At 60.3% G+C, this 22,775-nt stretch carries 31 protein-coding genes and 2 pseudogenes; 5 read left to right on the forward strand and 28 right to left on the reverse strand.

Annotated features, from left to right (window positions below; all coding sequences use genetic code 11):
• Nucleotides 1–17: 17 nt before the first annotated feature.
• Both AC1Q80_RS10010 and AC1Q80_RS10015 read right to left on the reverse strand, forming a co-directional pair.
• Entirely contained in the window at nt 18–986 is a 969-nt protein-coding gene (locus AC1Q80_RS10010; protein ID WP_492360304.1) for a hypothetical protein, read from the reverse strand.
• 82 nt (nt 987–1,068) lie between these two features.
• Nucleotides 1,069–1,305, reverse strand: a complete 237-nt coding sequence (locus AC1Q80_RS10015; protein WP_492360305.1) for a hypothetical protein — start codon at nt 1,303–1,305, stop codon at nt 1,069–1,071.
• 289 nt (nt 1,306–1,594) lie between these two features.
• Here AC1Q80_RS10015 and AC1Q80_RS10020 point away from each other — a divergent pair, with 289 nt between their 5' ends.
• Complete coding sequence (locus AC1Q80_RS10020) at nt 1,595–1,987, forward strand: hypothetical protein (RefSeq protein WP_492360306.1); 393 nt, start codon at nt 1,595–1,597, stop codon at nt 1,985–1,987.
• 9 nt (nt 1,988–1,996) lie between these two features.
• Here AC1Q80_RS10020 and AC1Q80_RS10025 read toward each other — a convergent pair whose 3' ends face one another.
• Nucleotides 1,997–2,425, reverse strand: coding sequence for a hypothetical protein (locus tag AC1Q80_RS10025; RefSeq protein WP_492360307.1), 429 nt, complete (start codon nt 2,423–2,425; stop codon nt 1,997–1,999).
• A 414-nt stretch (nt 2,426–2,839) separates the two neighbouring features.
• On the opposite strand from AC1Q80_RS10025, the gene AC1Q80_RS10030 reads away from it, so the two are divergent.
• The gene (locus AC1Q80_RS10030; RefSeq protein ID WP_492360308.1) at nt 2,840–3,244 is read left to right on the forward strand and encodes a hypothetical protein; all 405 of its coding nucleotides are present in this window, start codon (nt 2,840–2,842) and stop codon (nt 3,242–3,244) included.
• A 13-nt stretch (nt 3,245–3,257) separates the two neighbouring features.
• On the opposite strand, the gene AC1Q80_RS10035 is transcribed toward AC1Q80_RS10030, so the two are convergent.
• Together AC1Q80_RS10035 and AC1Q80_RS10040 are read right to left on the reverse strand one after the other, a co-directional pair.
• Complete coding sequence (locus AC1Q80_RS10035) at nt 3,258–3,605, reverse strand: hypothetical protein (protein WP_492360309.1); 348 nt, start codon at nt 3,603–3,605, stop codon at nt 3,258–3,260.
• Between the two features lie 89 nt (nt 3,606–3,694).
• Nucleotides 3,695–3,880: a hypothetical protein gene (locus tag AC1Q80_RS10040; protein ID WP_492360310.1), complete on the reverse strand. Its 186-nt coding sequence runs from the start codon at nt 3,878–3,880 to the stop codon at nt 3,695–3,697.
• Between the two features lie 281 nt (nt 3,881–4,161).
• Here AC1Q80_RS10040 and AC1Q80_RS10045 point away from each other — a divergent pair, with 281 nt between their 5' ends.
• Nucleotides 4,162–4,485, forward strand: a complete 324-nt coding sequence (locus tag AC1Q80_RS10045; protein ID WP_492360311.1) for a hypothetical protein — start codon at nt 4,162–4,164, stop codon at nt 4,483–4,485.
• A gap of 321 nt (nt 4,486–4,806) precedes the next feature.
• Entirely contained in the window at nt 4,807–5,103 is a 297-nt protein-coding gene (locus tag AC1Q80_RS10050; RefSeq protein WP_492360312.1) for a hypothetical protein, read from the forward strand.
• Between the two features lie 232 nt (nt 5,104–5,335).
• On the opposite strand, the gene AC1Q80_RS10055 is transcribed toward AC1Q80_RS10050, so the two are convergent.
• Complete coding sequence (locus tag AC1Q80_RS10055; protein WP_492360313.1) at nt 5,336–6,115, reverse strand: hypothetical protein; 780 nt, start codon at nt 6,113–6,115, stop codon at nt 5,336–5,338.
• 280 nt (nt 6,116–6,395) lie between these two features.
• Here AC1Q80_RS10055 and AC1Q80_RS10060 point away from each other — a divergent pair, with 280 nt between their 5' ends.
• Entirely contained in the window at nt 6,396–6,602 is a 207-nt protein-coding gene (locus tag AC1Q80_RS10060) for a hypothetical protein (protein ID WP_492360314.1), read from the forward strand.
• A 71-nt stretch (nt 6,603–6,673) separates the two neighbouring features.
• On the opposite strand, the gene AC1Q80_RS10065 is transcribed toward AC1Q80_RS10060, so the two are convergent.
• From AC1Q80_RS10065 to AC1Q80_RS10170, 22 genes and pseudogenes are all read right to left on the reverse strand, one after another.
• Nucleotides 6,674–7,072, reverse strand: a complete 399-nt coding sequence (locus tag AC1Q80_RS10065; RefSeq protein ID WP_492360315.1) for a hypothetical protein — start codon at nt 7,070–7,072, stop codon at nt 6,674–6,676.
• Nucleotides 7,073–7,172: 100 nt separating this feature from the next.
• Nucleotides 7,173–7,316, reverse strand: a pseudogene (locus AC1Q80_RS10070) (portal protein); the annotation flags it as partial.
• Nucleotides 7,317–7,430: 114 nt separating this feature from the next.
• Entirely contained in the window at nt 7,431–7,829 is a 399-nt protein-coding gene (locus AC1Q80_RS10075; protein WP_492360316.1) for a DUF6258 family protein, read from the reverse strand.
• 456 nt (nt 7,830–8,285) lie between these two features.
• Complete coding sequence (locus AC1Q80_RS10080; RefSeq protein ID WP_492360317.1) at nt 8,286–8,837, reverse strand: hypothetical protein; 552 nt, start codon at nt 8,835–8,837, stop codon at nt 8,286–8,288.
• 414 nt (nt 8,838–9,251) lie between these two features.
• The gene (locus AC1Q80_RS10085) at nt 9,252–9,494 is read right to left on the reverse strand and encodes a hypothetical protein (RefSeq protein ID WP_492360318.1); all 243 of its coding nucleotides are present in this window, start codon (nt 9,492–9,494) and stop codon (nt 9,252–9,254) included.
• Nucleotides 9,495–9,752: 258 nt separating this feature from the next.
• Nucleotides 9,753–10,415, reverse strand: coding sequence for a hypothetical protein (locus AC1Q80_RS10090; protein WP_492360319.1), 663 nt, complete (start codon nt 10,413–10,415; stop codon nt 9,753–9,755).
• Nucleotides 10,412–10,687 (reverse strand): hypothetical protein, encoded by a 276-nt coding sequence (locus tag AC1Q80_RS10095; protein ID WP_492360320.1) that lies wholly within the window; start codon nt 10,685–10,687, stop codon nt 10,412–10,414. Before AC1Q80_RS10095 ends, AC1Q80_RS10090 begins: the two co-directional genes overlap by 4 nt.
• 127 nt (nt 10,688–10,814) lie before the next feature.
• Nucleotides 10,815–11,243: a hypothetical protein gene (locus AC1Q80_RS10100; RefSeq protein WP_492360321.1), complete on the reverse strand. Its 429-nt coding sequence runs from the start codon at nt 11,241–11,243 to the stop codon at nt 10,815–10,817.
• Nucleotides 11,244–11,476: 233 nt separating this feature from the next.
• Nucleotides 11,477–12,127 (reverse strand): hypothetical protein, encoded by a 651-nt coding sequence (locus tag AC1Q80_RS10105; protein WP_492360322.1) that lies wholly within the window; start codon nt 12,125–12,127, stop codon nt 11,477–11,479.
• 28 nt (nt 12,128–12,155) lie between these two features.
• A complete protein-coding gene (locus AC1Q80_RS10110; RefSeq protein ID WP_492360323.1) occupies nt 12,156–12,314 on the reverse strand; it encodes a hypothetical protein in 159 nt (52 codons plus the stop codon).
• A 6-nt stretch (nt 12,315–12,320) separates the two neighbouring features.
• Nucleotides 12,321–12,785 (reverse strand): portal protein, encoded by a 465-nt coding sequence (locus AC1Q80_RS10115; RefSeq protein WP_492360324.1) that lies wholly within the window; start codon nt 12,783–12,785, stop codon nt 12,321–12,323.
• A gap of 45 nt (nt 12,786–12,830) precedes the next feature.
• On the reverse strand, nt 12,831–13,229 hold the full coding sequence (locus AC1Q80_RS10120) for a DUF6258 family protein (protein ID WP_492360325.1): 399 nt from the start codon (nt 13,227–13,229) through the stop codon (nt 12,831–12,833).
• A 667-nt stretch (nt 13,230–13,896) separates the two neighbouring features.
• Nucleotides 13,897–14,469: pseudogene (locus AC1Q80_RS10125) on the reverse strand (portal protein); the annotation flags it as partial.
• 171 nt (nt 14,470–14,640) lie between these two features.
• Nucleotides 14,641–14,973: a portal protein gene (locus tag AC1Q80_RS10130; RefSeq protein WP_492360326.1), complete on the reverse strand. Its 333-nt coding sequence runs from the start codon at nt 14,971–14,973 to the stop codon at nt 14,641–14,643.
• A 700-nt stretch (nt 14,974–15,673) separates the two neighbouring features.
• Nucleotides 15,674–16,147 carry a hypothetical protein gene (locus AC1Q80_RS10135; protein ID WP_492360327.1) on the reverse strand — a complete coding sequence of 158 codons (474 nt, stop codon included), beginning with the start codon at nt 16,145–16,147 and terminating at the stop codon, nt 15,674–15,676.
• Nucleotides 16,117–16,950, reverse strand: a complete 834-nt coding sequence (locus AC1Q80_RS10140) for a hypothetical protein (RefSeq protein ID WP_492360328.1) — start codon at nt 16,948–16,950, stop codon at nt 16,117–16,119. Before AC1Q80_RS10140 ends, AC1Q80_RS10135 begins: the two co-directional genes overlap by 31 nt.
• Nucleotides 16,947–17,774, reverse strand: a complete 828-nt coding sequence (locus AC1Q80_RS10145) for a portal protein (protein ID WP_492360374.1) — start codon at nt 17,772–17,774, stop codon at nt 16,947–16,949. The genes AC1Q80_RS10140 and AC1Q80_RS10145 overlap by 4 nt, the downstream gene beginning before the upstream one ends.
• Nucleotides 17,690–18,088 (reverse strand): DUF6258 family protein, encoded by a 399-nt coding sequence (locus AC1Q80_RS10150; RefSeq protein ID WP_492360329.1) that lies wholly within the window; start codon nt 18,086–18,088, stop codon nt 17,690–17,692. Before AC1Q80_RS10150 ends, AC1Q80_RS10145 begins: the two co-directional genes overlap by 85 nt.
• 1 nt (nt 18,089) lies before the next feature.
• Nucleotides 18,090–18,758, reverse strand: coding sequence for a hypothetical protein (locus AC1Q80_RS10155; RefSeq protein WP_492360330.1), 669 nt, complete (start codon nt 18,756–18,758; stop codon nt 18,090–18,092).
• Entirely contained in the window at nt 18,755–20,812 is a 2,058-nt protein-coding gene (locus tag AC1Q80_RS10160) for a portal protein (RefSeq protein ID WP_492360331.1), read from the reverse strand. Before AC1Q80_RS10160 ends, AC1Q80_RS10155 begins: the two co-directional genes overlap by 4 nt.
• Nucleotides 20,812–22,251: a terminase large subunit domain-containing protein gene (locus AC1Q80_RS10165; RefSeq protein WP_492360332.1), complete on the reverse strand. Its 1,440-nt coding sequence runs from the start codon at nt 22,249–22,251 to the stop codon at nt 20,812–20,814. Before AC1Q80_RS10165 ends, AC1Q80_RS10160 begins: the two co-directional genes overlap by 1 nt.
• Nucleotides 22,136–22,546 carry a hypothetical protein gene (locus AC1Q80_RS10170; protein ID WP_209791457.1) on the reverse strand — a complete coding sequence of 137 codons (411 nt, stop codon included), beginning with the start codon at nt 22,544–22,546 and terminating at the stop codon, nt 22,136–22,138. The genes AC1Q80_RS10165 and AC1Q80_RS10170 overlap by 116 nt, the downstream gene beginning before the upstream one ends.
• Between the last annotated feature and the right edge of the window lie 229 nt (nt 22,547–22,775).

Here is a 22,775-nt window from a genome sequence, read left to right on the forward strand (position 1 = left end):
CTTGCCGCAGGCGTCGATCAGTCGAAGTCGACGGCCATCGCGTCCCGGATCGAACCGGTTTTCGACAGCCGCTTCATCGCTTCCAGGCTTTCGCGCGGCGAGCGCTCCGCCTTTGCCGCCGGCCTTGGGCGGGCCACCGGCGATGGCGCCCTTTTCAGCTTGGCCATCGCCCGCGTCTTTGCCTGTTCGGCCGCAAGGCCGAGCCGGGCATAATGCGCGAGCTTGAACATCCGGTGGTCAGCCACCTCGCGCACCTCCTCTTCGGAAAAGCCCAGCACCCGCGCCACGTCGAAGGCACCGGCGAAAAAGGCAAGACGACCTTCTTCGTCCGCAGTCTCGGGAAAAGCGTCGATCAGCTTGGCATTTTCGACCTCGAGCGCCTCGTCGCTTGTCGCCGATGCCAAGGCATCGACGACATCAGCCGGCCCTTCTGCAATCGCGAGGATCTCGTCGATCCGTTCGAGCCCCGCCTGATGCAACCCCCATTGGCGGCGATAGCCGTCTGGGTCGAGTGCCGCCATGTGTTCCGGCGGCTCCGGCGGTATCTGGCTTGCGAGCAGGTTGGCAAAGGCGTTGGCGGATTGAGCGACACGGTTGGCCATGCCTTCCAGCGCCCGCCCACGGTTGGCGATATCCTGCGTCTTGTGGCGGTAGTCGCGATCCCGCATGTATCCGAGCTTCAGCTCCGAGAACGGCACGTCTTCGCCGCCCTTGAGCCGCACCAGGAAGTCCTCGGCTTCGTTGGCCGCCTCGTCCTCGTCAGGCTCGGCCGGCTCGTCGTCAAGATCTGCGGGGTCTCCGGATGTCAGGCCATCGTCGATGGTCGCATTCGTCTCGCCGTCATCGTCCGCTCCGTAGAACTCTGGGTTGGCCCAGTCATCGACATCAGGCTCCCGGAAGTTCAGGTTTTCGGGGTCGTCCAGATCGGTCGAGTGGTCAACGGTTTTGCTCCCGCCGGAAGGCAGGTTGGCACTATCGTTCATCATGAGGTGACCTTTTTGAAAGGTGGTTCACTGTATCGGGTCATTCCGGCGAAAGCCTGGAACGACCATGGAAAGCGCTTGCCCGTCAGGCGGGTGCGCCCTTGCCGTCGGCCTTGGCTTGTTCTGTCAGGAACTTGAGCTTGGCTCGGAAATTTCGGATGGCGCGGGTCTCGGCGGCGTAGGCCGCGCGCCCTGCGTCGTCGGTCGGGCCGGCATGGATGCAGCCATTGATCGCCGCCCACTCCAGCTCACTCATCAAGTCTTCGAAAAATGGCACGTCGAGAATGGCACGCGCAGCGGCTGCCCGTTCCTCTGGTTTCATGCTTCTGACCTCGGTTGGAGAATGGCGCTTTCGATCGATATTTTGCGTCGAACGCCGCCTTGATTCTGCTTTTGTTCCGCGCTACCGATGTGCGAAACAGGGAAATTTTCTACCCTGGGTCGCTTTCGCGAATGCCAAACGAGATTTTGCCTGCCCGACCATTTCAGCGTCAGATGCCTCGCTCCGGATTGCCCGTCGCAGCGCAAGGACCGAACGCAGGAGATGGCCGGCGAAGCCACCGATACGCGCGCGTCTATCGAATGAGGAACCCGTGAGAAGATTATCGAGCTTGATACTGTCCGCCCTGCTTCTCGCTGCCACAGCTTCGCCGGTCAACGCGATCGGCCAGTCGGGCGAGCCGCGCTTCCTCGTCAAGGCCTTCCTGCTGAAGACCGACAAGACCTTCGATCATGCGACGGGCTGGTGCGGCCATGACAGCGTCTGCAGCCTCACGGTCGGCGATTACAAGGTCGGCTTACGCTTCTTCTTGAGCGGCAGTAGCTACCGCCTGCGTGTTGCGCCTTCCTGGGATGGCGCCGATCCCTGCTGCGTCTTCAAGGATGGAAGCGACGAGACCTCCGTACCGAACGGCCAACCGCACGACGTAGAACTCTATTCCAGGACAGCCTCTGGCCGTCAGGAGCTTGGCACACTGTACATCGCGCTCGAAAGCCTCGAATAGGCAGGCCGTTCAGCCCCTCCATAGGTCGAGCGCGTCCTTGAGGGAAAGGGGCGGTTCCCGAGTTGGATTGTTCCAGGGCATTTCCTGCCAGGTCTTCGGCAACTGCGGGTGGTTCCTGAAGGGATCCTCATAGAAGCTCTGGTATTCCTTCAAGCTCAGCCCTTCTTGCAACGATTGAATGGACGAGACGATGTCCTTCAAAGCTGCCAAACCATCGTCGTTTGAACCCTTGGACTGCATCAGGTCGAGCTCGGTCTTTACGTCTTCAAGATTTTTCTGCATTCCGCTCAGGCCCTTGCGCCGTCCGGCACTGTAGGCATCGTCGCCACGTGGATCCTTCGACAAAGCGCCCAAAGGCTTCCGCGATCCCTCTGCCGTGTAGGCTTCGGGCCCCTCGCGAGCGCTACGCAAAAGCTCGTAGGCATAGGCTTTCGCCATCTTCGGGACTTAGATAGCCCGCGCGAAGGCTCGGCAGATCGCGTCTCTCAACGGCTCCGGAACCGGGCTTGGCTCGACCCGGAAAAATGAAATCACCCATGCCTTTGTCCTTTCCAAATGGCCGTTACAGGCCAGGATTTCCTTGCACTCGCGTGCGCAACACGGGCCAGCCTGTATTGGCCGGCGGAGAATACCGATCGTGTACGGGATTGATTCTGCTTTTGTTCCGCGCTACCAATGTGCGAAACGAGATAATGCGCCACCCTAGGTAGCTTTCGCGAGTACCAGACGAAGTGCTGGCTGCCCGGCCGTTCAGCGTGAGCGCGCTTGGCACAAATGGCGCGAGCGGTTGTGCACCAGTCACCGATACGCGCGCGTCTATCGAATGAGGAACCCGTGAGAAGATCATCGAGCTTGATACTGTCCGCCCTGCTTCTCGCGGCCCCCGCTTCGCCAGTCGCGGCGATCGGCCAGTCGGGAAAGCCGCGCGTCCTCGTCAAGGCCTTCCTGCTCAAGACCGACAAGACCTTCGATCACGCGACCAGTTGGTGCGATTATGACACGATCTGCACCCTCACCGTCGGCGATTATGATGTCGGCCTACGCTTCTTCCCGACAGGTTTCACGATCGACAGCAGCTACCGCCTGCGTGTCGCGGCGTCCCGGGATGACGCCGAACCCTGCTGCTTCTTCGAAGATGGACACTACGAAACCTCCGTCGCAACCGGCCTGCCGCACGCCGAAGCGCTCTATTACCGAACAGCCTCTGGCCTCAAGGAGCTCGGCACATTCTATATCGCGCTCGAAGGCCTCGAGTAGCCGCAGCAGTTGTTCACTCCCTCCATTTGTCGAGCGCGGTCCTGAAGGAAATGGGTCGCCCGCGCCAGGGGTTATCCCTGGGCGCAGGGTCTTCGCAAGGCCAGGACTTTGGTTCTTGCTTGTGCTCAGGTGCTGTCCCGAGGGAAACATGCAACGGCTGCGGCGGGTTGTTCCAGGGCGCGTCTTCGCAGCCCTTCGGTAACTGCGGCTCGTTCCTGTAGGGATCCTCGTAAACGCGCTGACGCTCCCTCTTGTCCAGGTGCTCCTGCATCGATTGGATGGACGAGACGATGTCCTTAAAGGTTGCCATCCCGTCGTCGTTTGAAACCTTGGACTGAAGTAAGTCGAGCTCGGTCTTCACGCCTTCAAGGTCTCCCTGCACTCCACTCAGGCCCTTGCGTCGTCCGGCGCTGTAGGCATCGTCGCCACGCGGATCCTTGGATAAAGCGCCTAAAGGCTGCCGCAGCCTTCCGCCGTGTAGGCCTTCGGCCCCTCGAGAGCGCTGCGCAACAGGTCGTCCGCATAGGCTCTCGCGTCGTCGGGACTTAGATAGCCCGCGCCACGGCTCTGCAAATTGCGTCTCTCGACCGCGCCGGAACCTTGCTTCGCTCGACGCGGCGAGATGAAATCGTCCATGACTTTTGCTTTCAAGATTGATGGTCGGTGGCTCTGCGCACGGAGCTTCGTTACGCCCCGATACAAAAGCGTCGGCACCTGATGCGTTTGGTCATTTTGGGTCACCTTGGCCGGACACGCGCCGCCTGAACGTTTCACACGCATTAGGCGCGCTGATGTCAGCCAAACGAGGCTTGATTCTGGTTTTGTTCCGCGCTACCGATATGCGAGCCCAGACCTGAAACACCACTTTTCCGGGCACCAGGGCGCAACCTCATTACGATCCCATCAGGACCTTCAAAATGGAAGAGCAGAGCAGGAAGCGGTGGTTCAGCAACATCGCGCTTGATGGCGCCTTCTGGCTGGCAATGGGCAATACTGGTTGGCTCCTTGCGGAGTTCCTTCTCTACGGCACCGCACGCCTGCTTGTCCGCCTCTTAAGCTTCAGCAGGCTGGCGGTCGAGAATTTCTACGACAATCAATCCGGGTTTAACTGGTTCGGCTTGAAACGTGGGGCGGACGGGCGCCTGTGGATGAGCGCAGGCATGGCGAAGATTATCGCCGTTTGCTTCTGGGTCCTGTGCCTCGCGGTCGTTGGCGCCACCGTTAGAGGGTTTGGAGCATAAAGAAGGACGGAGGCACCTTGCATGCCTCCTCCAGGGATCGCCGCTCGACATTGTCCGACCGGTTGTCGTTGATTTTTTCCTGCACCTTTTAGGACCCACCAGCAGAGGGTTTTGAACAAATCCCACGGCGCCGTCTGACGACCAAACAAAAACAGCGCGGGCGCCCCTCATGCGATCATGCACACAGCAAGACAAGGCTGGATTGATTCTTACTTTGTTCTCGATTATCTATTGCCAATCGACTGTGAACGATGGCTCCGAGCCAAAGGCAGCGGCGCAAAGCCCCACACATTCTGTGACTGGGCGAGCCAGGGTGGAAACATGAAGAAGATCGGCCTTGCCTTCGATGTCGTCGTCGGGACGATTTTCAATCTCATCGATGTTCTGATCTTCGAGTTTCTCCTGCATCGCACCGCCCGCGTCATCGTACCGCTAATCAGCTTCGGCAGGATCGAAATCGAGGATATTTATGCGGCCAGCACCGGCTTCAACTGGCTAGGCCTGAAACGCCGGGACGACGGTCGATATCTCCTGAACTCGACAATGAGCATGGTGGCAGCCGCGATTTTCTGGCTCGTTTGCCTGGTCGTTGTTTTCGCCCTCACCCGCGGGTTCTAGAGCCTCGCGGAACGCACGCGGCTCCCATCATTCCCGCCATTCCCTTGCGCCTCCCGCAGCGAGGCTCGTCCAGGAAACAACCCGTCCGCAAAGCCCCCAGCAAGCGCCACAGGCAGCCGCTACGTGCGCGGATCCGGATTGTCTTGGGGCAAACCTTTCACACGCTACAGCAACTCTCCTTTAGCGAGCATTCACCAAACCTGATAGCGCAGCCCAAAAGCGCATCATCCGCCTACATTCCGTAATACGGCGCCTGGTTGCGGCGTTCACGGCCGATCTTTCCCGGCGCGTTGTTCCGCTCATATTCCTGCCGGAAGAGCCCATAGGCGTGCTTGAGTTCGTCTTCCTTCGACAGGAGCTGCTCGTTCGCCGGCAGCACCGCCGGGTCGTCCGCCGCTTCACGAAGCGTCATTCGCCCCGGATAGTCGGTGGTCGAGTTCATGCCGTGCGAGGAAGCCGGACCGAGGTCATCGGCCGCCGGCGCCCCGCCCCAACCGGTGCGACCTGGCGATTGTTTGGTGATGCCCTTATGCATCTTTCCCAGGGGGAGCATACCGACCAGTCCTTCGGCAGCACCCAGATAATTGCCGTGTAGCGCATCCGAAAGTGCTTCTTCGGCGCCGAGATACGTTCCCGCACCGGGTATGAAGTCCACGATACCGGTGCCGCGGCCAAGTCCGGTCGTTCCCATGATGCCCTCGACCAACCGCCCTCTGAACGATGTCGCCTTCTCATCGCCCATCAATGTCTGAGCGATACGTTCCCGCGTTTCCGGATGGTATTGCCGCAGCACGGCCTGGGGTCGGGACCCTCCAAGATTGTTGCGATCGTTCCAATCGATGACTTCGCGCGGCGGCTCGATAAGCTCTCTCACATCCAGCGGCGTCGCAGCACGGCGCACCGGGGAGATGTATTCGCCCGAACTGAAGTTGTTCGGCAACCCACGTCTTTTTAAGTCCATTGTTGAGCGTCCTGTTGCTTGATTGAGGTTCGGCCGTAGATCCCGGCTCATTGGTTTCCGCGCGGAGGCGGCGCCCTGGAAAAGTCTTCAGCTCGGATGTCAGGTGGCATTCAAACAGCAGAGGCCAAGGCTGCCGGCTTGCTGTCGTCGGTTACGCCCAGGCTCTGCCTTGGCCGCGTATCGATCTGCTGGCGTCAGCGCGCCACTGCGGTAATCGGCGACCAACCGGCAAGGATCGGCCTCGGGCTCCATACCCTCTGCCCCCTGGCGCATCGACAACTCGCCTCATACGTGCAAATATCAGCCGTCGATGCGTAGCTTCCGGTTGCCAATGTCCGAAAAGTCTAGAAAATTCGAATTCTTCCGCGTGGCAATCGGCCTTGCCCTGGTCATACTGGTTTCAAAGGTCGTCGACCATTTTCTTCCGGAATCATCGTTCTGGATTCGAATGGCTGCGAGCCTTGCCGTGATCCTGCCGGTCGGCTTTGCACTCGATGCGGTCCTCACCCGTGGCTACAAGACGTGGCGACGGCGGTAGCGGCCCTGGCCGCTACGAACCTGACCCGATAGACAATACGCCTTTTACAGGTAAGACTCAGGACGCAAGCATCAGATGTGCTGAGCGCCTTTTCGCCGGATATTTCCACCAGCTCTTGTTGCCAGGTTAGGCTGGGTTGCGCGTCGATCTGCTAGCGTCTTGTCTCGCAGAGCCGTCGGCTGGATCTCGGCAAGCTTCAGCTCGCGCACCATCTCCAGCTTGCGCCGCGCCGTCTCGCTGTCCACGCGCGCCTTCTCGGTGGCAAGCGACGCCTCCATCCGAAGCCGCTGCATGCCGAGATTCGGCTGTTGTTGCTCAGCTGTCGCCTTCATCCGCTTCTGGATGTCTTTCGGCGTCGGCTTGGTGAAAGTGAGGTCGGGCGACTTCAGCCCCGCCGCCTCCACCGTATTGGCGATACCGTCGTAGAGGTTGTCGGGCGAGACGTAAGTTTTGTCGGGCCCGAGCGTCACTACAGCGCCGCGCGTCCTGACGCGCAAAGGTCGCTGTAGCGCTATTCAATTGCAGGAGCTTTTCCTGCAATTGCTGGATCATTTGGATCATCAGCATGTCGCGCTCGCGCGTACCAGCGCCAAGGCCGGTGTTGACGGTCGCGTCCATGCCGGCGTTCCAGTGGCGTGGATCGAAAGTCACCCATTTCCCCCGCAGCCTTACCGCCCGCGGCCGGTCCCGGTGCTTGATGGTGAGGCCAAGCAGGCCCTTGCGCGAGGGTGCGCACCATCAGCTCCGTCTGGCCGATGCCCGCCTGTTCGACGAGCGCCGTCGCCTTCGCCGTCATGTTCTGCAGCGCGTCGGGCGTGCGTTGCCGGCCTAATCCCTGATCCGCGCGTCTTCCTCGCCCGGCTTCTCGATTGCCACAGCCTTCGCCCAGATCGTCGTTTTGACGTTCACGTAATCGCCGAGCTCATAGCCCGAGCCAATGTCGATAACGACCGTGAAACGATCGCCCTCGTAACCAATGAACTCGATGTCACCGAACTCGTCGTTCGGAATGCGGCCGGGCGGGTCGAAGGAAACGTGATCGACTTCTTCGAACACCAGGAAGCCGTCCTCCACATCCTCAGCCGAGTAGAAGTTCCATGTCTCGGAACGCTTTCGGGAGATCAAATCGATCTGGATCTTGACTTCGTTTTTCCATCCGTCGAGCACGACAGCCTTGCAGCCGCGATCACCAAGATAAATCGTCTTCAAGAACTCGTCTGGCTTCATTTCACTTCCTCATCGGCCAGTGCGCATCAGGGCTATTCCAGAGCACTAAGTTCCCGTCGATATCTATTGAAGGGCCTTGCCTGTTTCTTCCGGTGCCCGTGCCCATCAAATGTCCATGTCCATGCGGCGTCGGATCATCCGGGTGTCCTTGCGGGTTCATTCTGTGATAGTTCGATCCATTCGGGTAGAGCGTGTGTGTCAACAGGATTTCGACCAGGAGCTGTACTTCCTCCAAGCGGCTCGAAAGCAATATTGCCGCGTGTATCGCCGACGTATCGCTGGATGGACATCCCCGCTCGCGGATCCGTGATCAGGCCTCTTTGAAGCTCGCCCAGCCGCTGCTGCAGACTGTCCCTGGCCTGCACCGAGTGGGATCCGCCCGGCGGTTCTGCCGTCCGAGATTGTCGAGCGGCTGGCAGTTACGCTGCTAGTTCGTGGAGACCGCTACAGGTGCAGCTAGGGGGCCGGAGTATTCTGGCTCGAAGCCTCACGATCACGACGTTCGCATTCGGCCCGCCAGCACTGATCGACGATAATTCTGTAGCGTTCGCAAAGGCCAAGCCACCTCTTCGCTTCGGCCGGGTTGGAAACGGCCGGATCAGCCGCTTCAGCGCGCGCGCGCACCACTTCCGCCTTGGCCTCACGCAGACATTGTAGATCGCGCAATTGCCCGGTGAGATCATGCAGGTCGTTTAAGTAGGCAAGCGCTCGATCGCGAGCAAAATCGACAAAAGAGTGCGGGCCATGCTCGGCGGCAAACAAACGCCTCCGTTCTGCGATGTCATCGAGATGATTTTGACGTTCGACCTCGAGCTGATCCCGCTTCGCCCGCAAGGCCCGCACCGGATCATATTCATCGCATTCGACATACCAGCGTTCTTCGCCATCCGGGTCGGCTTGAATACGCTCGAAGCGTTGACGCCTGAACAGGCGGATATCGGCTTCTTTCTCCGGCTCTACGCCCACAAGAAGCCAAGGTAGAGGGTCATTCTCATCTATATAATCCATCGTCCCTCCATACAGCCTGACGAGAATAACAACTCCACGGAAATCCAACTCAAGGTAGAGCGCAACGCATTCGAACTCACCAGCCTACCCCTGGTCGGCTTACCTTCTGTCCTGTCCGCCTCGGGTGCCAAGCGCCATCAGATCAACGCCCCACCTCATGAAGTCTGCCATACGTTCTGCCGGCAGGCACAGGCTTTTCATCGTCCGGTTTGACGAATTGCTGATACCCCACGCCGACAGGCGCAGCGCAGGGAAGCATCTTGCCATTGAACTGGACGATGTCTCGAAGTTCGGGATGCTCATTGACAGAATGACCGAATGCGCGCGGCCGTCTCCGGCGCCATCGCCTTCACCGTGTTCGGGTTGGTCATGCGTGCGCCATGTCTCTCCCACAGCCTTCCGCCGGCTTGGTTCCTAATCGGCTAGCCCCGACAAATAGTTTCTTGCGCGTAGCAGCTTGGCGCGCATTGCCTCAGCATCGTAAAGAAATTCGCCGCCTTCCGGGCGGTACATGGCAAGCATGCCTACCAAGTCTTGAACATAGTTGTTATCCGGGTAGGCTTCATCCAGCGCGACCTCGATCTCGTTTGCCAAGAGAATGCTGGGGTTCTCTGCGGAGATGAACTCGTCCAGCATAGCCTCAATAGTCTTCTTCATCGGACTATCGCCTTTTCGGATTTATGACCGTAACTGCACGACTACCCGTTTTTTCGTCAACGACAACCTGTGGCCTTCCAAGCATGTTGCGGTTTTCAAGTTTTAGGGTCGAAACTAGCGGGTAGTCGGCTCGACCTACGATACGGGTTGCCCCGTCCAAAACACGATCAACCTCGTCCGGTGACATGATCGCCCGTCCTGGGGGCGGGTTGGCCATTCGATCAGCTGCGTGAATCGTAATTTGTCGGCCATTGGGGGTTATTGGCGTTCCGAGAAGGCGACGAACCACATCGTCACTTTGACGCTGGGCAAAATCCTCGTCAAAGAGAACAAGACTCTTGGCTTCTGTAGCTGACTGGACTGTCGGCCTGACGCCCGGGTGCATGGAAAAATCTTCCTGGGGCGCCCACTCGGAAAGTCCGCGCCTTGCCGTTTGAGAGGTGTTGCCTGACTGCTGAACAGGCATGCGGCCGGAAGCGGTTCCTTTTGGCACAGCAGCACCCACCCGCGATGCAGAAGACGCCGGAAGCGTCCAGCCGGAAAGTTCAAGCTCTCCGCAATAGCATCTTGCGAAACGTTTCCGGTCGCATCCGTCAATTGCACTTCGTCACGCATGGCTCGGCCGGGCAGCGTGACCGCCTGGACACCGCTATCGAATATTCCCTTGAGGAGTCCGGGGACCGCCCACTTGGTTTCCCCTGTTACCGTGTTCGTCTCATAAGGAAGAATGTTCGCCCGCCGCCAGCTCTCAGGGTTCGCATTTTCGGTGAACCGTTGAAAGCGCCTTCGGGAAACAGCCGGCTCGTCAAGAAAATCCCTCAGTTCAAGAGGTGTCGCGGCAGCGCGGGCCGGCGAGCGCTCGGATAAAAGCCCGCCGGGATCGTGAGCCAACCTGTTCGTTCTGTTCGTTCTGTTCGTCATCCCGGCATTCCTCCGATATGCGCTGTCGTCAGCGCCGCTCCGCCGGCCATTTCGGCCAGGTTCTGCTCGCGCTTGAGATTGAGTTCGGCGTCGATCTGGTAGCGTTTGAGCGCGCCGTTCTGCTGGATTTCGGCAAGCTTCAACTCGCGCTCCAACTCTCGCTTCCGCTTGGCGTTTTCGCTGTCCATGCGCACCTTCTCGGTAGCAAGCCGCTCCTCCATCTGCAGCCGTTGCATGCCGGGATCCGGCTGCTGCTGCTCGGTCGCCTGCATCCGCCTTTGGATGTCCTCGGGCGTCGGCTTGGTGAAATAGAGGTCGGGCGATTTCAGCCCCGCAGCGTTGTCTCAAGAGACGCGAAAGGGTCGCCGCAGCGGCGTATCAACAGCCGTGAAGATCGGCCTATGCCGTCGCGGGAGCAGGCTTCGCTTTCTTCATCAGCGAATACTCCAGGCCCAGATAGCTCAAGACAAAAACCCAATAGTGCGGGCCCCAAGCAAGGCCCACTAGAGTAACCGTTGCATAGAGGAGCTCGGTGACAACATCGCCGTTCATAATTGGCAGTGGGGCATTTTCCACCACAGCCCTATAGGCCTGATGATAGGCCATGTATAAAAATGCAGCAGCAAGCGCACCGGCGGAAATGAAGCCAATTCGCTTGAACACGGTTGCATTTGGCCGCGCAACGAAGGAGGAGCCGTAGAGAAAAAAGAGGTAAAAAAGTATCGTGAAAGACGGCACCAGCCTCGGATAAAGGTATAGCCGGCAGACGGCAAAGGTCACCGCAAATGAAATGATCACGCGCAGCGCGTTCAACAACCCATACTGCATAGACGCCCTCCGAAAAGAACAGGAGTTTCTGTCTTTCATCGAGCGAGACCACGCATCGCATCGCCCCGCCTCATTTGACCTTTAACCCTCATTGTCCTTCTGCCGTCGAACGACCACAGCGCTTGAAATTGGCAAAGCAGGGCGTTGAGCAAGATCCAATCGAATGTCCCGATTTTTGGACACAGGATTGCGGCATTTGCAAGCCATGATTGCACCCCGATCAGAAGCACCGTTCACGGCCTTCCTGTTACTTTCCCCTTGAAACGCATGTCCCGCTCAAACTGCTCACGCAGTTTGCTCGGCCACATGGTTTCATCAACCTTGCCAAACGGTCCGATGCCGTCGATGGCGCGCGACACGCCGGAGGTGCATCCCCATGGCAGCCCCAAATCCGTCGCCGGTTCACCACCGAGCTGCTCGATCCGCTCACGTATCGCTTCTTCTTGCTCAGTGGTCGTATCGAATTGAAACGTGACCACATCGTCCCCATCCGTCAGTTGATAATCCATGAGCTTTTGTATCGAAGCATCGGGCCCGACCAATGTGCGCTCGGCCCCCATCTCCGGATCGGGACAATACCCATTGGGGTCCCAAACGACATTCTTCTCCGGATCGCCATCGTCAGAGACTATGCCGAGCGCGGCATGTCCATCCTTGAAGGGCCCAAGCCCGTGAACTGGGTTCGTATTCAGGATGACATAGGTGTCTGCCACCTCTACACCCTTATCACGACCATGCTCCCTCCTCCGGTTCGGCAGTCGGCTATTGGCGTCCACGCCAAAATCGCGTAGCTCCAGCGCCGTCATCGACCGCGCGCCGGTATCGTATTGGTCGTCCGGCTCACCCCAAAATGGCGGCGTGGCCCGCTTGTTCATTCTGATCATCCCGGCATCCCTCCGATATGGGCTGTGCTCAGCGCCGTTCCGCCGGCCATTCGGCCAGGTTCTGCTCGCGTTTGAGGTTGAGTTCGGCGTCGATCTGGCAGCGTTTGAGCGCACCGTTCTGCTGGATCTCCGCAAGCTTCAGCTCGCGCTCCATCTCCAGCTTGCGCCTGGCGTTTTCGCTGTCCATGCGCGCTCAGCCGCCTGCATCCGCTTCTGGATGTCCTCCGACGTCGGCTTGGTGAAGTAGAGGTCGGGTGACTTCAGCCCCGCCGCCTCCACCGTCTTGGCGATACCGTTGTAGAGGTTGTCGGGCCCGAGCGTCACTACAGCGCCGCGCGTCCTGACGCGCAAAGGTCGCTGTAGCGCTTACGAACTGCAGGAGCTTTTCCTGCAATTGCTGGATCATCTGGATCATCAGCATGTCGCGCTCGCGGGTGCCGGCGCCAAGGCCGGTGTTGACGGTCGCGTCCATGCCGGCGTTCCAGTGGCATGGGTCGAAGGTCACCCATTTGCCGCGCAGGCGTACCGCCTGCGGCCGGTCCTGGTGCTTGATGACGAGGCCGAGCAGGCCCTTGAACACACGGCTGAGCCCTTGCGCGAAGGTGCGCACCATCAGCTCCGTCTGGCCGATGCCCGCCTGCTCGACGAGGGCGGGCATACCCGTGGAAACAGTCGAACGGCCTGTCCGCGGAACTCTGCCGACCTAGTCCCTGATCCGCGCGTTTTCCTCGCCCGGTTTCTCGATCGCCACGGCTTTGGCCCGAATGGTCGTGCGAACGGTGGTGTACTTTCCGGCGTCGTCACCGTGGCTGATTTCGATCATCGTTGCGAAACGGTCGTTGTCATACCCAAGAAATTCAATGTTGCCGATTGCGTCGTTCGGAATTAAGCCAGGCGGGTCGAAGGAAATGTGATCGACGCCTTCGAATACAAGGAAGCCATCATCCACGTCCTCGGCCGTATGAAAATTCCAAGCGTCGCCACGGACGCGGGATATAGCATCGATATGGATTTTGACTTCTTCGTTCCAACCGTCGAGCACAAGCCCTTTGCAGGCGCGGTCGCCGAGGTAAATGGTTTTGAGAAATTCGTGCGGTTTCATTTCATTTCCTTATGGGCCAGTGAGCGTCCGGGCTTCTCCGAGGGACAACGTTCCCGTGGATATCAAGCGAGGGGCCTTGGCCTTTCATCTTCGGACCGGTCCCCATCAGATGTCCATGTCCGTGCGGGGTTGGGTTAGTCGGGTGCCCCTCCGGATTCAGTCTCTGATAGTTTGATCGATTAGGATAGAGTGTGTGGGTCTCGCCTGGGTTTGGGCCTGGAACTGTGCTGCCTCCCAACGGCTCGATCATGTTGTTGCCTAGTCCGTCGCCGATGAAACGCTGGACGGGCCAACCGGTGTTGCGATCATATACGGAAGCTCTTTGAAGCTCGTCCAGCCGACGCTGCAAAGCTTGCAGCGTCGGCTGGCGAATGAGAGCCCCCTGGAGGGTTCAGAAACGCCTCATTGTGATTGAAGCGACGGATCGCCTGCTCCAACCGCACGATCTGATCCGCGATCACCTCTTGGGCGGGGCTTCTCGCCGGGAGCCCGCGCCGCGTCGGTGGCCGAGCCTGGGCATATTCTGGCCCGCCCCGGCCCTCCGTTCCGGCGCGCTGGCCCCGATTTGACGCCCAACCACTCGACTCCTCGCCAAAGTCGCGCAGCTCCAGCGCGCCACCAAGCCCGATCGGCGCTTCATAAAAATCGCCAAAATCGCTGATCCGCCTCATCCCGGCATCCCTCCGATATGCGCTGTCGTCAGCGCCGTGCCGCCGGCCATTTCGGCCAGGTTCTGCTCGCGTTTGAGGTTGAGTTCGGCGTCGATCTGGTAGCGTTTGAGCGCACCGTTCTGCTGGATCTCCGCAAGCTTCAGCTCGCGCTCCATCTCCAGCTTGCGCCTGGCGTTTTCACCGTCCATGCGCGCCTTCTCGTTCGCCAGCTGCATCTGCATCTGCAGTTGCTGCATGGCGGCGTCAGGCTGTTGCTGCGGCTCAGCCGCCTGCATCCGCTTCTGGATGTCCTCCGGCGTCGGCTTGGTGAAATAGAGGTCGGGCGATTTCAGCCCCGCCGCCTCCACCGTCTTCGCAATGCCGTTGTAGAGATTGTCGGGCGAGACGTAAGGATTGTCGGGCCCGAGCGTCATCAAGAGTTTTTCCTGCAATTGCTGGATCATCTGGATCATCAGCATGTCGCGCTCGCGCGTTCCCGCACCGAGCCCGGTGTTGACGCTCGCATCCATGCCGGCATTCCAGTGGCGCGGGTCGAAGGTCACCCATTTGCCGCGAAGACGCACCGCACGCGGCCGGTCCCGAGCGGGCCCTTGAACACGCGGCGAAGCCCAACTCCGTCTGGCCGATGCCCGCCTGTTCGACCAGCGCCGTCGCCTTCGCCGTCATGTTCTGCAGCGCATCCGCCATGCCGCTCGACGCATCGGAAATCCCTGTGCGGTCGGTCGCCTCCTGCCGCAATTTCAGGAAAAGGGTGAAGCGCTTGTCCGTTCGAAATTGCGCCTCTCAAGAAACGGATAGCCGAGCATGGAGAAGGATTCGCGCGCCACGAACGGCACCGCCGTATAGCCGACGGCGCCACGCACATCGACGCCCTGGCCGACGCGGATCGGCTGGCCGAATTTTGGGTTCAGCACCGATTCCGGGTTCTGGATTACCCCCTCCTGCACGATCGGCTGCTGGTTGTTCTGCCAGTAGAGATTGTCGAGCGTCTGGCTGCTACGCAGCTGACGGTGCTCTATTCTTGCTTTATAGGCGGATAGGGCCCGTGCAGCTCTGCAAATCTCTCGAGCCACCGAAGATCTCTCCACCGATGGAGATCAGAGCTATCCGGCTGTCTGCGGCCGTCCCGTTGGTCAAGCTCGCTCCGTTTGCATTCTGCGCTCCAGCATTCGGCGAGGAATTTTTCGAACCATTGACATTGCACAAGCCAGTCGCGCGCCGCCTCCAGGTCGCCCGCGTCAAGGTCCGTGGCACGCAATTCTGCCCGCGCCAATTCCGCCTTTATACGGCAGAGCCAGTACTGGCCAATCATTGCCTCGTCGAGCTTCTTCCCGACACGTAGCCACTTGTCCCATCTGGGAGCGCACCACTTCCCGGCAGCGGGCCTTCGCGCGTACATCTTGTCCTCAAGTCGCCGGTCGGCGCTCCACCATCGTTCTTGGCGTTCAAATGCGTGACGCCACGGTGCAAAATGCTCGGATTCGGCGTGCCAACGTCTATCACCGTCAGGATCGATCCTGCGAAGCGCAGCACATTGGCGCATGAAGGAAACGATCTCTTCCTCTTTCTCCGGTTTCCAAGCCCACTGTGGCCAGGGATTGCGAGGGCCGTCGTATCTAACGTTCACATAGTCCCTGCGCAGAATGGGCACAACGGCCGAACTCTCACCATTTTCCGACGGCGCCGGCTTAGCCTGCTTCATTCTACACGCCCTCTGACCAACCCAACTCGAACTACGAGGAAAATACTCCTAGGGCGGAATGTCAAGCACCCTCAGCGTCCCACCTCATAAAGCCTGCCAAAAGTTCTGCCAGTAGGCGCAGGCTCTTCATCATCCGGTTTCGAAAATTGCTGATATGCCACACCGACCGGGGCAGCGTAGGGAAGGATCTTTCCATTGAACTGGATAATGTTCCGGAGGTAGGGATTGTCATTCACATGAGACCGAATGCGTGCAGCCGTCTCCGTCTCCGGCGCCATCGTCTTCATCGTATTCGGATTGGTCTCATACGTCTTGAGGGCTTCGGCCATGTATTCAAACGGCGCCTGCTCATCTGAATAACGAAAATCCTGCGGGCGCCAGCGTTCGCCCGTGGACTTCTTGTTCTTTATCAGGCTGTCGTAAAGTGGACCAAGCTCGTGCTCCAATCCACGTGTCGGGATAGTGTTAGCGAGATAGTCAATGAGGTGGCCGGTCTCGTGAGCCAGAACGCGCGTCACATCTCTGGGATGAAGATCATCCGCCACTCTAATCCTGAACTTCCATCCCCGTCTGCCATGTCTTCCGAGTCGAACATACCGAGGCTGCCGCCCATTTGGTTCCGCGGCACCAGCTGGTGCTTTCGCTTCATCAGCCCTTCGGCTACCTGCGCAATATCGCCGTGGTTGAGCGCGACGTCAGGCTGTCCCTCAAACCGGCGTCCCGCGACAAATTTAGCAGTGAGCTTGCGGCCTTCCATGTCCTCTAGAAGTTTTCCCGCTCGATCAGCTACAGCCCCGTTCGGGTAGTCGTCACTAAAGGGCCGCTGCGGCAGAACGGGAGGATCAATCTCGACCTCCTTCATAGCCGCCTGCGTACCATTGGGCCTCCATTCGGAAAGCCCGCGTGTCTGTGAGGACCTTGCCGTTACTTTCGCACCCATCCGTGATGCAGCGGACACTGGCAGCGCCCAATCAGTAAAGTTCAAGCTCTCCGCAATAGCATCTTGCGAAACGTTTCCGGTCGCATCCGTCATTTGCACTTCGCCACGCATGGCTCGGCCGGGAAGCGTGACCGCCTGGACACCGCTGTCGAATATTCCCTTGAGGAGTCCGGGGACCGCCCACTTGCTTTCCCCTGTTACTGTGTTCGTCTCATAAGGAAGAATGTTCGCCCGCCGCCAGTTCTCAGGGTTCGCATCTTCGGCGAACCGTTGAAAGCGCCTTCGGGAAGCAGCCGGCTCGTCAAGAAAATCCCTCAGTTCAAGAGGTGTCGCGGCAGCGCGGGCCGACGAGCGCTCGGATAGAAGCCCGCCGGGATCGTAAGCCAACCTGTTCGTTCTGTTCGTCATCCCGGCATCCCTCCGATATGGGCCGTGCTCAGCGCCGTGCCACCGGCCATTTCGGCCAGGTTCTGCTCACGTTTCAGGTTGAGTTCGGCGTCGATCTGGTAGCGTTTGAGCGCGCCGTTCTGCTGGATCTCCGCAAGCTTCAGTTCGCGCTCCATCTCCAGCTTGCGCCTGGCGATCTCGCTCTCCATGCGCGCCTTCTCGTTCGCCAGTTGCATCTGCATCTGCAGCTGCTGCATGGCGGCGTCAGGCTGTTGCTGCGGCTCAGCCGCCTGCATCCGCTTCTGGATGTCTTCCGGCGTCGGCTCGGTGAAGTAGAGATCGGGCGATTTCAGCCCTGCCGCCTCCACGGTCTTGGCGATGCCGTTGTAGAGATTGTCGGGCGAGACGTAAGGATTGTCGGGACCGAGCGTCATCAAGAGCTTTTCCTGCAACTGCTGGATCATCTGGATCATCAGCATGTCGCGCTCGCGCGTTCCCGCCCCAAGCCCGGTGTTGACGGTCGCATCCATGCCGGCGTTCCAGTGGCGTGGGTCGAAGGTCACCCATTTCCCCCGCAGACGCACCGCCCGCGGCCGGTCCTGGTGTTTGATGACGAGGCCGAGCAAGCCCTTGAACACGCGCCTGAGCCCTTGCGCGAAGGTGCGCACCATAAGCTCGATCTGGCCGATACCGGCCTGCTCGACGAGCGCCGTCGCCTTCGCCGTCATGTTCCGCAGCGCGTCCGGCGTGCGTTGCCGGCCTAATCCCTGATCCGCGCGTCTTTCTCGCCCGGCTTCTCGATTGCCACAGCCTTCGCCCGGATCGTCGTTTTTACAGTGATGTATCGGCTGGCTTCATCGCCATGACCAAGCTCAATCATCACCGTGAATCGGCCGTCGTCGTAACCCAAAAATTTAATCTCGCCGATTTCATCGTTCGGAATTCGGCCGGGTGGATCGAAGGAGATATGGTCGACGCCTTCGAAGACAAGGAAGCCATCATCAACGTCTTCATCCGTGTAAAAATCCCAGGCGTCGCCACGGACGCGAGATATGGCGTTGATATGGATCTTGACCTCATCCTTCCACCCATCGAGCACAAGCCCTTTACACGCTCGATCGCCCAGGTAGATGGTTTTCAGAAATTCGTCCGGCTTCATCTTATTTCCTCATCGGCCAATGCGCACCAGGGCTCTCCCAAGGCACGACGTTACCGTATATATCAAGTGAAGGGCCTTGACCCTTCATGTTTTGGCCGGTGCCCATCGCGTGTCCGTGGCCATGAGGTGCATTTCTGGCACCGTGTCCCTGTGGATTCATCCTGTGATAATTTGATCCATTTGGATAGAGCGTGTGCGTGTCGACCGGATTTCGGCCGGGAACGGTACTTCCCCCCAGAGGCTCAAAAGCAATATTGCCGCGCGTATCGCCGATGTATCGCTGGATGGACATCCCCGTTCGCGGATCCGTGATCAGGCCTCTTTGAAGCTCGCCCAGCCGCTGCTGCAGACTGTCCCTCGCCTGCATGGAGTGGGATCCGCCCGGCGGCTCCAGAAACGCCTCGTTCGGGTTGAGGCGCCGTATCTCCCTCTGGAGAAGACCGATCTGGTCAGCCATCTGTTGTTGGCTCGGGGTTCTTGCCAGCTGACCGCGCCGTGCGGGTGGCCGTGCCTGGGCAAGCTCTGCCCCACCCCATCGTTCCTGGCTCGCGCGTTGCCCCCAGCTCGGCAAACGGCTGCTCGCCTCCTCGCCAAAGTCGCGCAGCTCCAACGCGCCGCCAAGCCCGATTGGCGCCTCATAAAAATCGTCAAAGTCACTGATCCGCCTCATCCCGGCATCCCTCCGATATGGGCTGTGCTGAGTGCCGTGCCGCCAGCCATCTCGGCCAGGTTCTGCTCGCGTTTCAGGTTGAGTTCGGCGTCGATCTGGTAGCGTTTCAGCGCCCCGTTCTGCTGGATCTCCGCAAGCTTCAGCTCGCGCTCCATCTCGAGCTTCCGCCTGGCGTTTTCGCCGTCCATGCGCGCCTTCTCGTTCGCCAGCTGCATCTGCATCTGCAGTTGCTGCATGCCCACGTCAGGCTGTTGCTGCGGCTCAGCCGCCTGCATCCGCTTCTGGATGTCCTCTGATGTCGGCTTGGTGAAGTAGAGGTCGGGTGATTTCAGCCCCGCCGCCTCAACGGTCTTGGCAATACCGTTGTAGAGATTGTCGGGCGAGACATAAGGGTTATCGGGCCCGAGCGTCATCAGGAGCTTTTCCTGCAATTGCTGGATCATCTGGATCATCAGCATGTCGCGCTCGCGCGTTCCCGCCCCAAGCCCGGTGTTGACGGTCGCATCCATGCCGGCATTCCAGTGGCGCGGATCGAAGGTCACCCATTTCCCCCGCAGCCTCACCGCCCGCGGCCGGTCCTGGTGCTTGATGACGAGGCCGAGCAGGCCCTTGAACACACGAGCGAGCCCTTGCGCGAAGGTGCGCACCATCAATTCCGTCTGGCCGATGCCCGCCTGTTCGACGAGCGCCGTCGCCTTCGCCGTCATGTTCTGCAGCGCATCCGGCGCCATGCCGCTCGAAGCATCGGAAATGCCGGTGCGGTCGGTCGCCTCCTGGTCGAGATAGCCGAGCATGGAAAAGGATTCGCGCGCCACGAACGGTACGGCTGTGTAGCCGACCGCACCGCGCACATCGACACCCTGGCCGACGCGGATCGGCTGGCCGAACTTCGGGTTCAGCACCGATTCCGGGTTCTGGATCACCCCTTCCTGCACAATCGGCTGCTGGTTGTTCTGCCAGTAGAGATTGTCGAGCGTCTGGCGCAGCAGCACGGTCTTCACCCGCTGGATCTCGGCCATGTCGTCGGTGACGGAGTTGCCCTCGCGCTGGTGCGGGCGCCGCTCGGTGATGAGGTCGGCAAAGGGCACCTCGTCCCATTCCTCGTCGGCAAGCAGGTTGTCCTGCCCGGTGCCGCCGGCAAAGACCAGGCGCCTGAGCTCGGCAATGCCGTCGTCGTCGGCGTCCACCTTCACATAGAGCTCGTAATATTCCACCTCCTGCAGCGCGGTGGCAGTCGCCTCGCCGTCGCCAAAGACGTCGCGGCGGCGGGTGAATGCCTCGTCGTCGCCGTCATGGTCGCCGGCGACAGTAAAGCCTTCCACCTTCGCCCGGTCATAGCCCATGGCGATGAGGTCGGAGCGGCGCATGCGACGGTTGATGCCGGTGATCGGGCTGTCGTCGATCGAGATCGCATCCGGATGGATGAGAAATTCTTCCAGCGGCACCGCGGCAAGCCGCGTCGTGCCGCGTTCGCTCGTGCGGCGGATCTTCACGTTGAAGACCGGCTGCTCCACCCGGCCCGTCGGCAGCTCGATCGCCTCGACCGATTGCGACTGTTCCAGCACCTCCACCGCATCGTCGGCGATCAGCTGCACCAGCGCCGCCTCATCAAGCCCCGTATGGCTCGAGACCTCGACTGTCTGCTTCTTCTCGTACCACCAGCGGATCACGCCGTTCCTGAGCTTCAGCGCATCGTGCGCCGCATCCTGCACGGCGTCATAACCGTCGCTTTCGGGAAAGACGATGTAGTTGATGTAGTCGGTCGCCTGCTCGGCGCCCGCCTCGTCACCCTGGTTGACCGGCTGGTACTCGACCACCTTGTCGTTGCCGAGCACGGTGCGGATGAGCGAAGGCAGCACCTTCTTCACCGCCGCGCGCACATCGCGCGAAACCACCTTGGAGCGGTTGGCGTCGGACGGCACGTCCTTCATCACCCCGTCGTAATATTCCATCGCCCTGATGCGGTCGATCGACAGCGCGTCGCGATAGCTCTCGCAATCCTTGACGAGCTGGCCGACGAGGTCCGCCAGCGCCTGTTTTGTCATCGCAGCCATTACACAACCTTCCGATCCATGAATTTCCAGGCGGCCTCGTCGGCCTTTGCCCGGGCAAAGCGTTTCATCATCAGCGCGTAGCGGCAGGCCGAAAGAACGTCGTCGCGTTCCTTGACGATCCGTCCGTCCTTGCGGTGGTAGAGCCTGAATTCCTCGAACCATTCGCTTGCAGTGGAAAACACCTTGAAGCGCCCGGTCTGCATCCGCTGCAGCATGTCCGAGATCCCCGCCTCGACGCCGTTGGTGCCGTCGTCGAAGGTCGCCCGCTCCGAAAGCATCGCGAGCCCCTGCCCGCGATACTGCGCCGCCAGCTGCTCGCCCGAGCCCTTGTCGTGCTGCAGGCCGTCATGCGGCCATGACCAGGGCAGCCAGGCCCCCCAGGGCTTCAGCGCCGCCGCGTGAATGATCGGCGTCGCCTCGCGCTCGCGGTAGACCTTCGTCACATAGAAGACGTCGGCGTCCCGGTCCCAGGCGCAGGCGGCGGCGGCAAAGGGGTGATCCCAGCCGAAGTCGAGCCCGCCGATCTGCACCCAATGCTTCGGGATTTCGAACGGGTCGATGCGGATCTGCTCCTCGGTCACCGGGAAGATCCGGCCAGAACCCAGCGTCGGCACGCCCTTGGTGCGCGCTTCCTTCTCATGCGCCGGGTAGCTGGCGATGATCTTCGCGCGCTCCCCAGGCGTGTAATGCTCGGCATCGTCGATCGTCATCGTCACCACCGTCCTGTCGTCGGAAGGTTCCAGCAGATAGCGGCTGACCACCGAGCTCATGCCTTTCAGCGGCGTAAAGGTCACGGCGACCGAGCCGCCGGTCGCATTGGTGCGGGTGATGCCCTCGAAATAGACGTCCTCCGGCGGCTCCTCGTCGAACCAGACATAGTCCACCGTGTTGGCCTGCCATTTGGCGCGGCCCTGTTCATAGGCCTTCAGAAGCAGCGTCGAGGTGCCGCCCGAAGCATGGTGCACCGTCACGCTGTCGAGCGCGCCCGATGCGCTCGACCTGCGCGTCCAGCCGGCAATTGCCGCCTTCGGGATATAGCCGGTGCCCCACTCCTCCTCGCTCATTGGCGGGCCGACGAGCAGCCGCTGCACGCCATCGCGTGTCAGCTCGTGCGATTCCGAGCCGCCGATCATCGTGATCGGTCGGTCGAACCGTCGGCCCGCCCACCAATGAGGATAGTCTCCGGTCAGGTGCATGGCCGCTTCCGCGGCCCCTGCCAGGGTCTTGCCGAGCTGGTTTCCGGCCATGAACAGCCGCTCGCGAAAGGTCGCACCCGCCTCATGAAAGACAGTCTGCCTGGCATAGGGCCGGTAGTAGCGCAGCCTATTCGTGTTCTGCCGCCGCCCGATCTCCATCGCCAGCTCCATCCGCTCCCTGAGCAGCGAGGAAAGGCTTGATCTTGGCGTCGAGCTTGCGAATCCGCTCGAGGAGTTGTTCATCCGTCATCTCCCCGATCTGGTTGACATTGACTGTCACGTCCTTCGGCATCAGTGAGGCCACGGCTTTCAGGAAATCGTGCGGGCTCTTTTCGATCAGCGCGTGGATCGCCGCAGCACCTCGGCTCTCCCAGGCGCAAAGCATATCGTCGAGAAAGAGCTCGCCGAGCTTGGAGCGCACCGCCTTGCGGGCGCGCGTTCGCGCAGGTGCTCCCGCCCCGATGGGGGTTCCGACCCGCGGCTCGCGCGGCAGGAAGCGCCCCGTCTTCGGGTCCTTGGCTGGTTTTCCGATGCTCATGATGAGAACTCCCATGCAGCACCGATGGCACCGCAAAGCTCTTTAAAGTCGCTCAGGCATCCGCGCGCGCAGCAAGCGGTAAACGGGCAACAGCCTTCCGATATCCACGGGAAATTGCGCAGACCCACTTGACCTTAGGTTGTATTATGTCACCAATACTAATTTACAGGCCGCGCATTCGCGGCACCCGGTGCGGCCAAAGGCGCCTCACACCGGATGAGACAGGTGA

The organism is Ensifer sp. GW823-FHT05D09, from assembly GCF_058795755.1.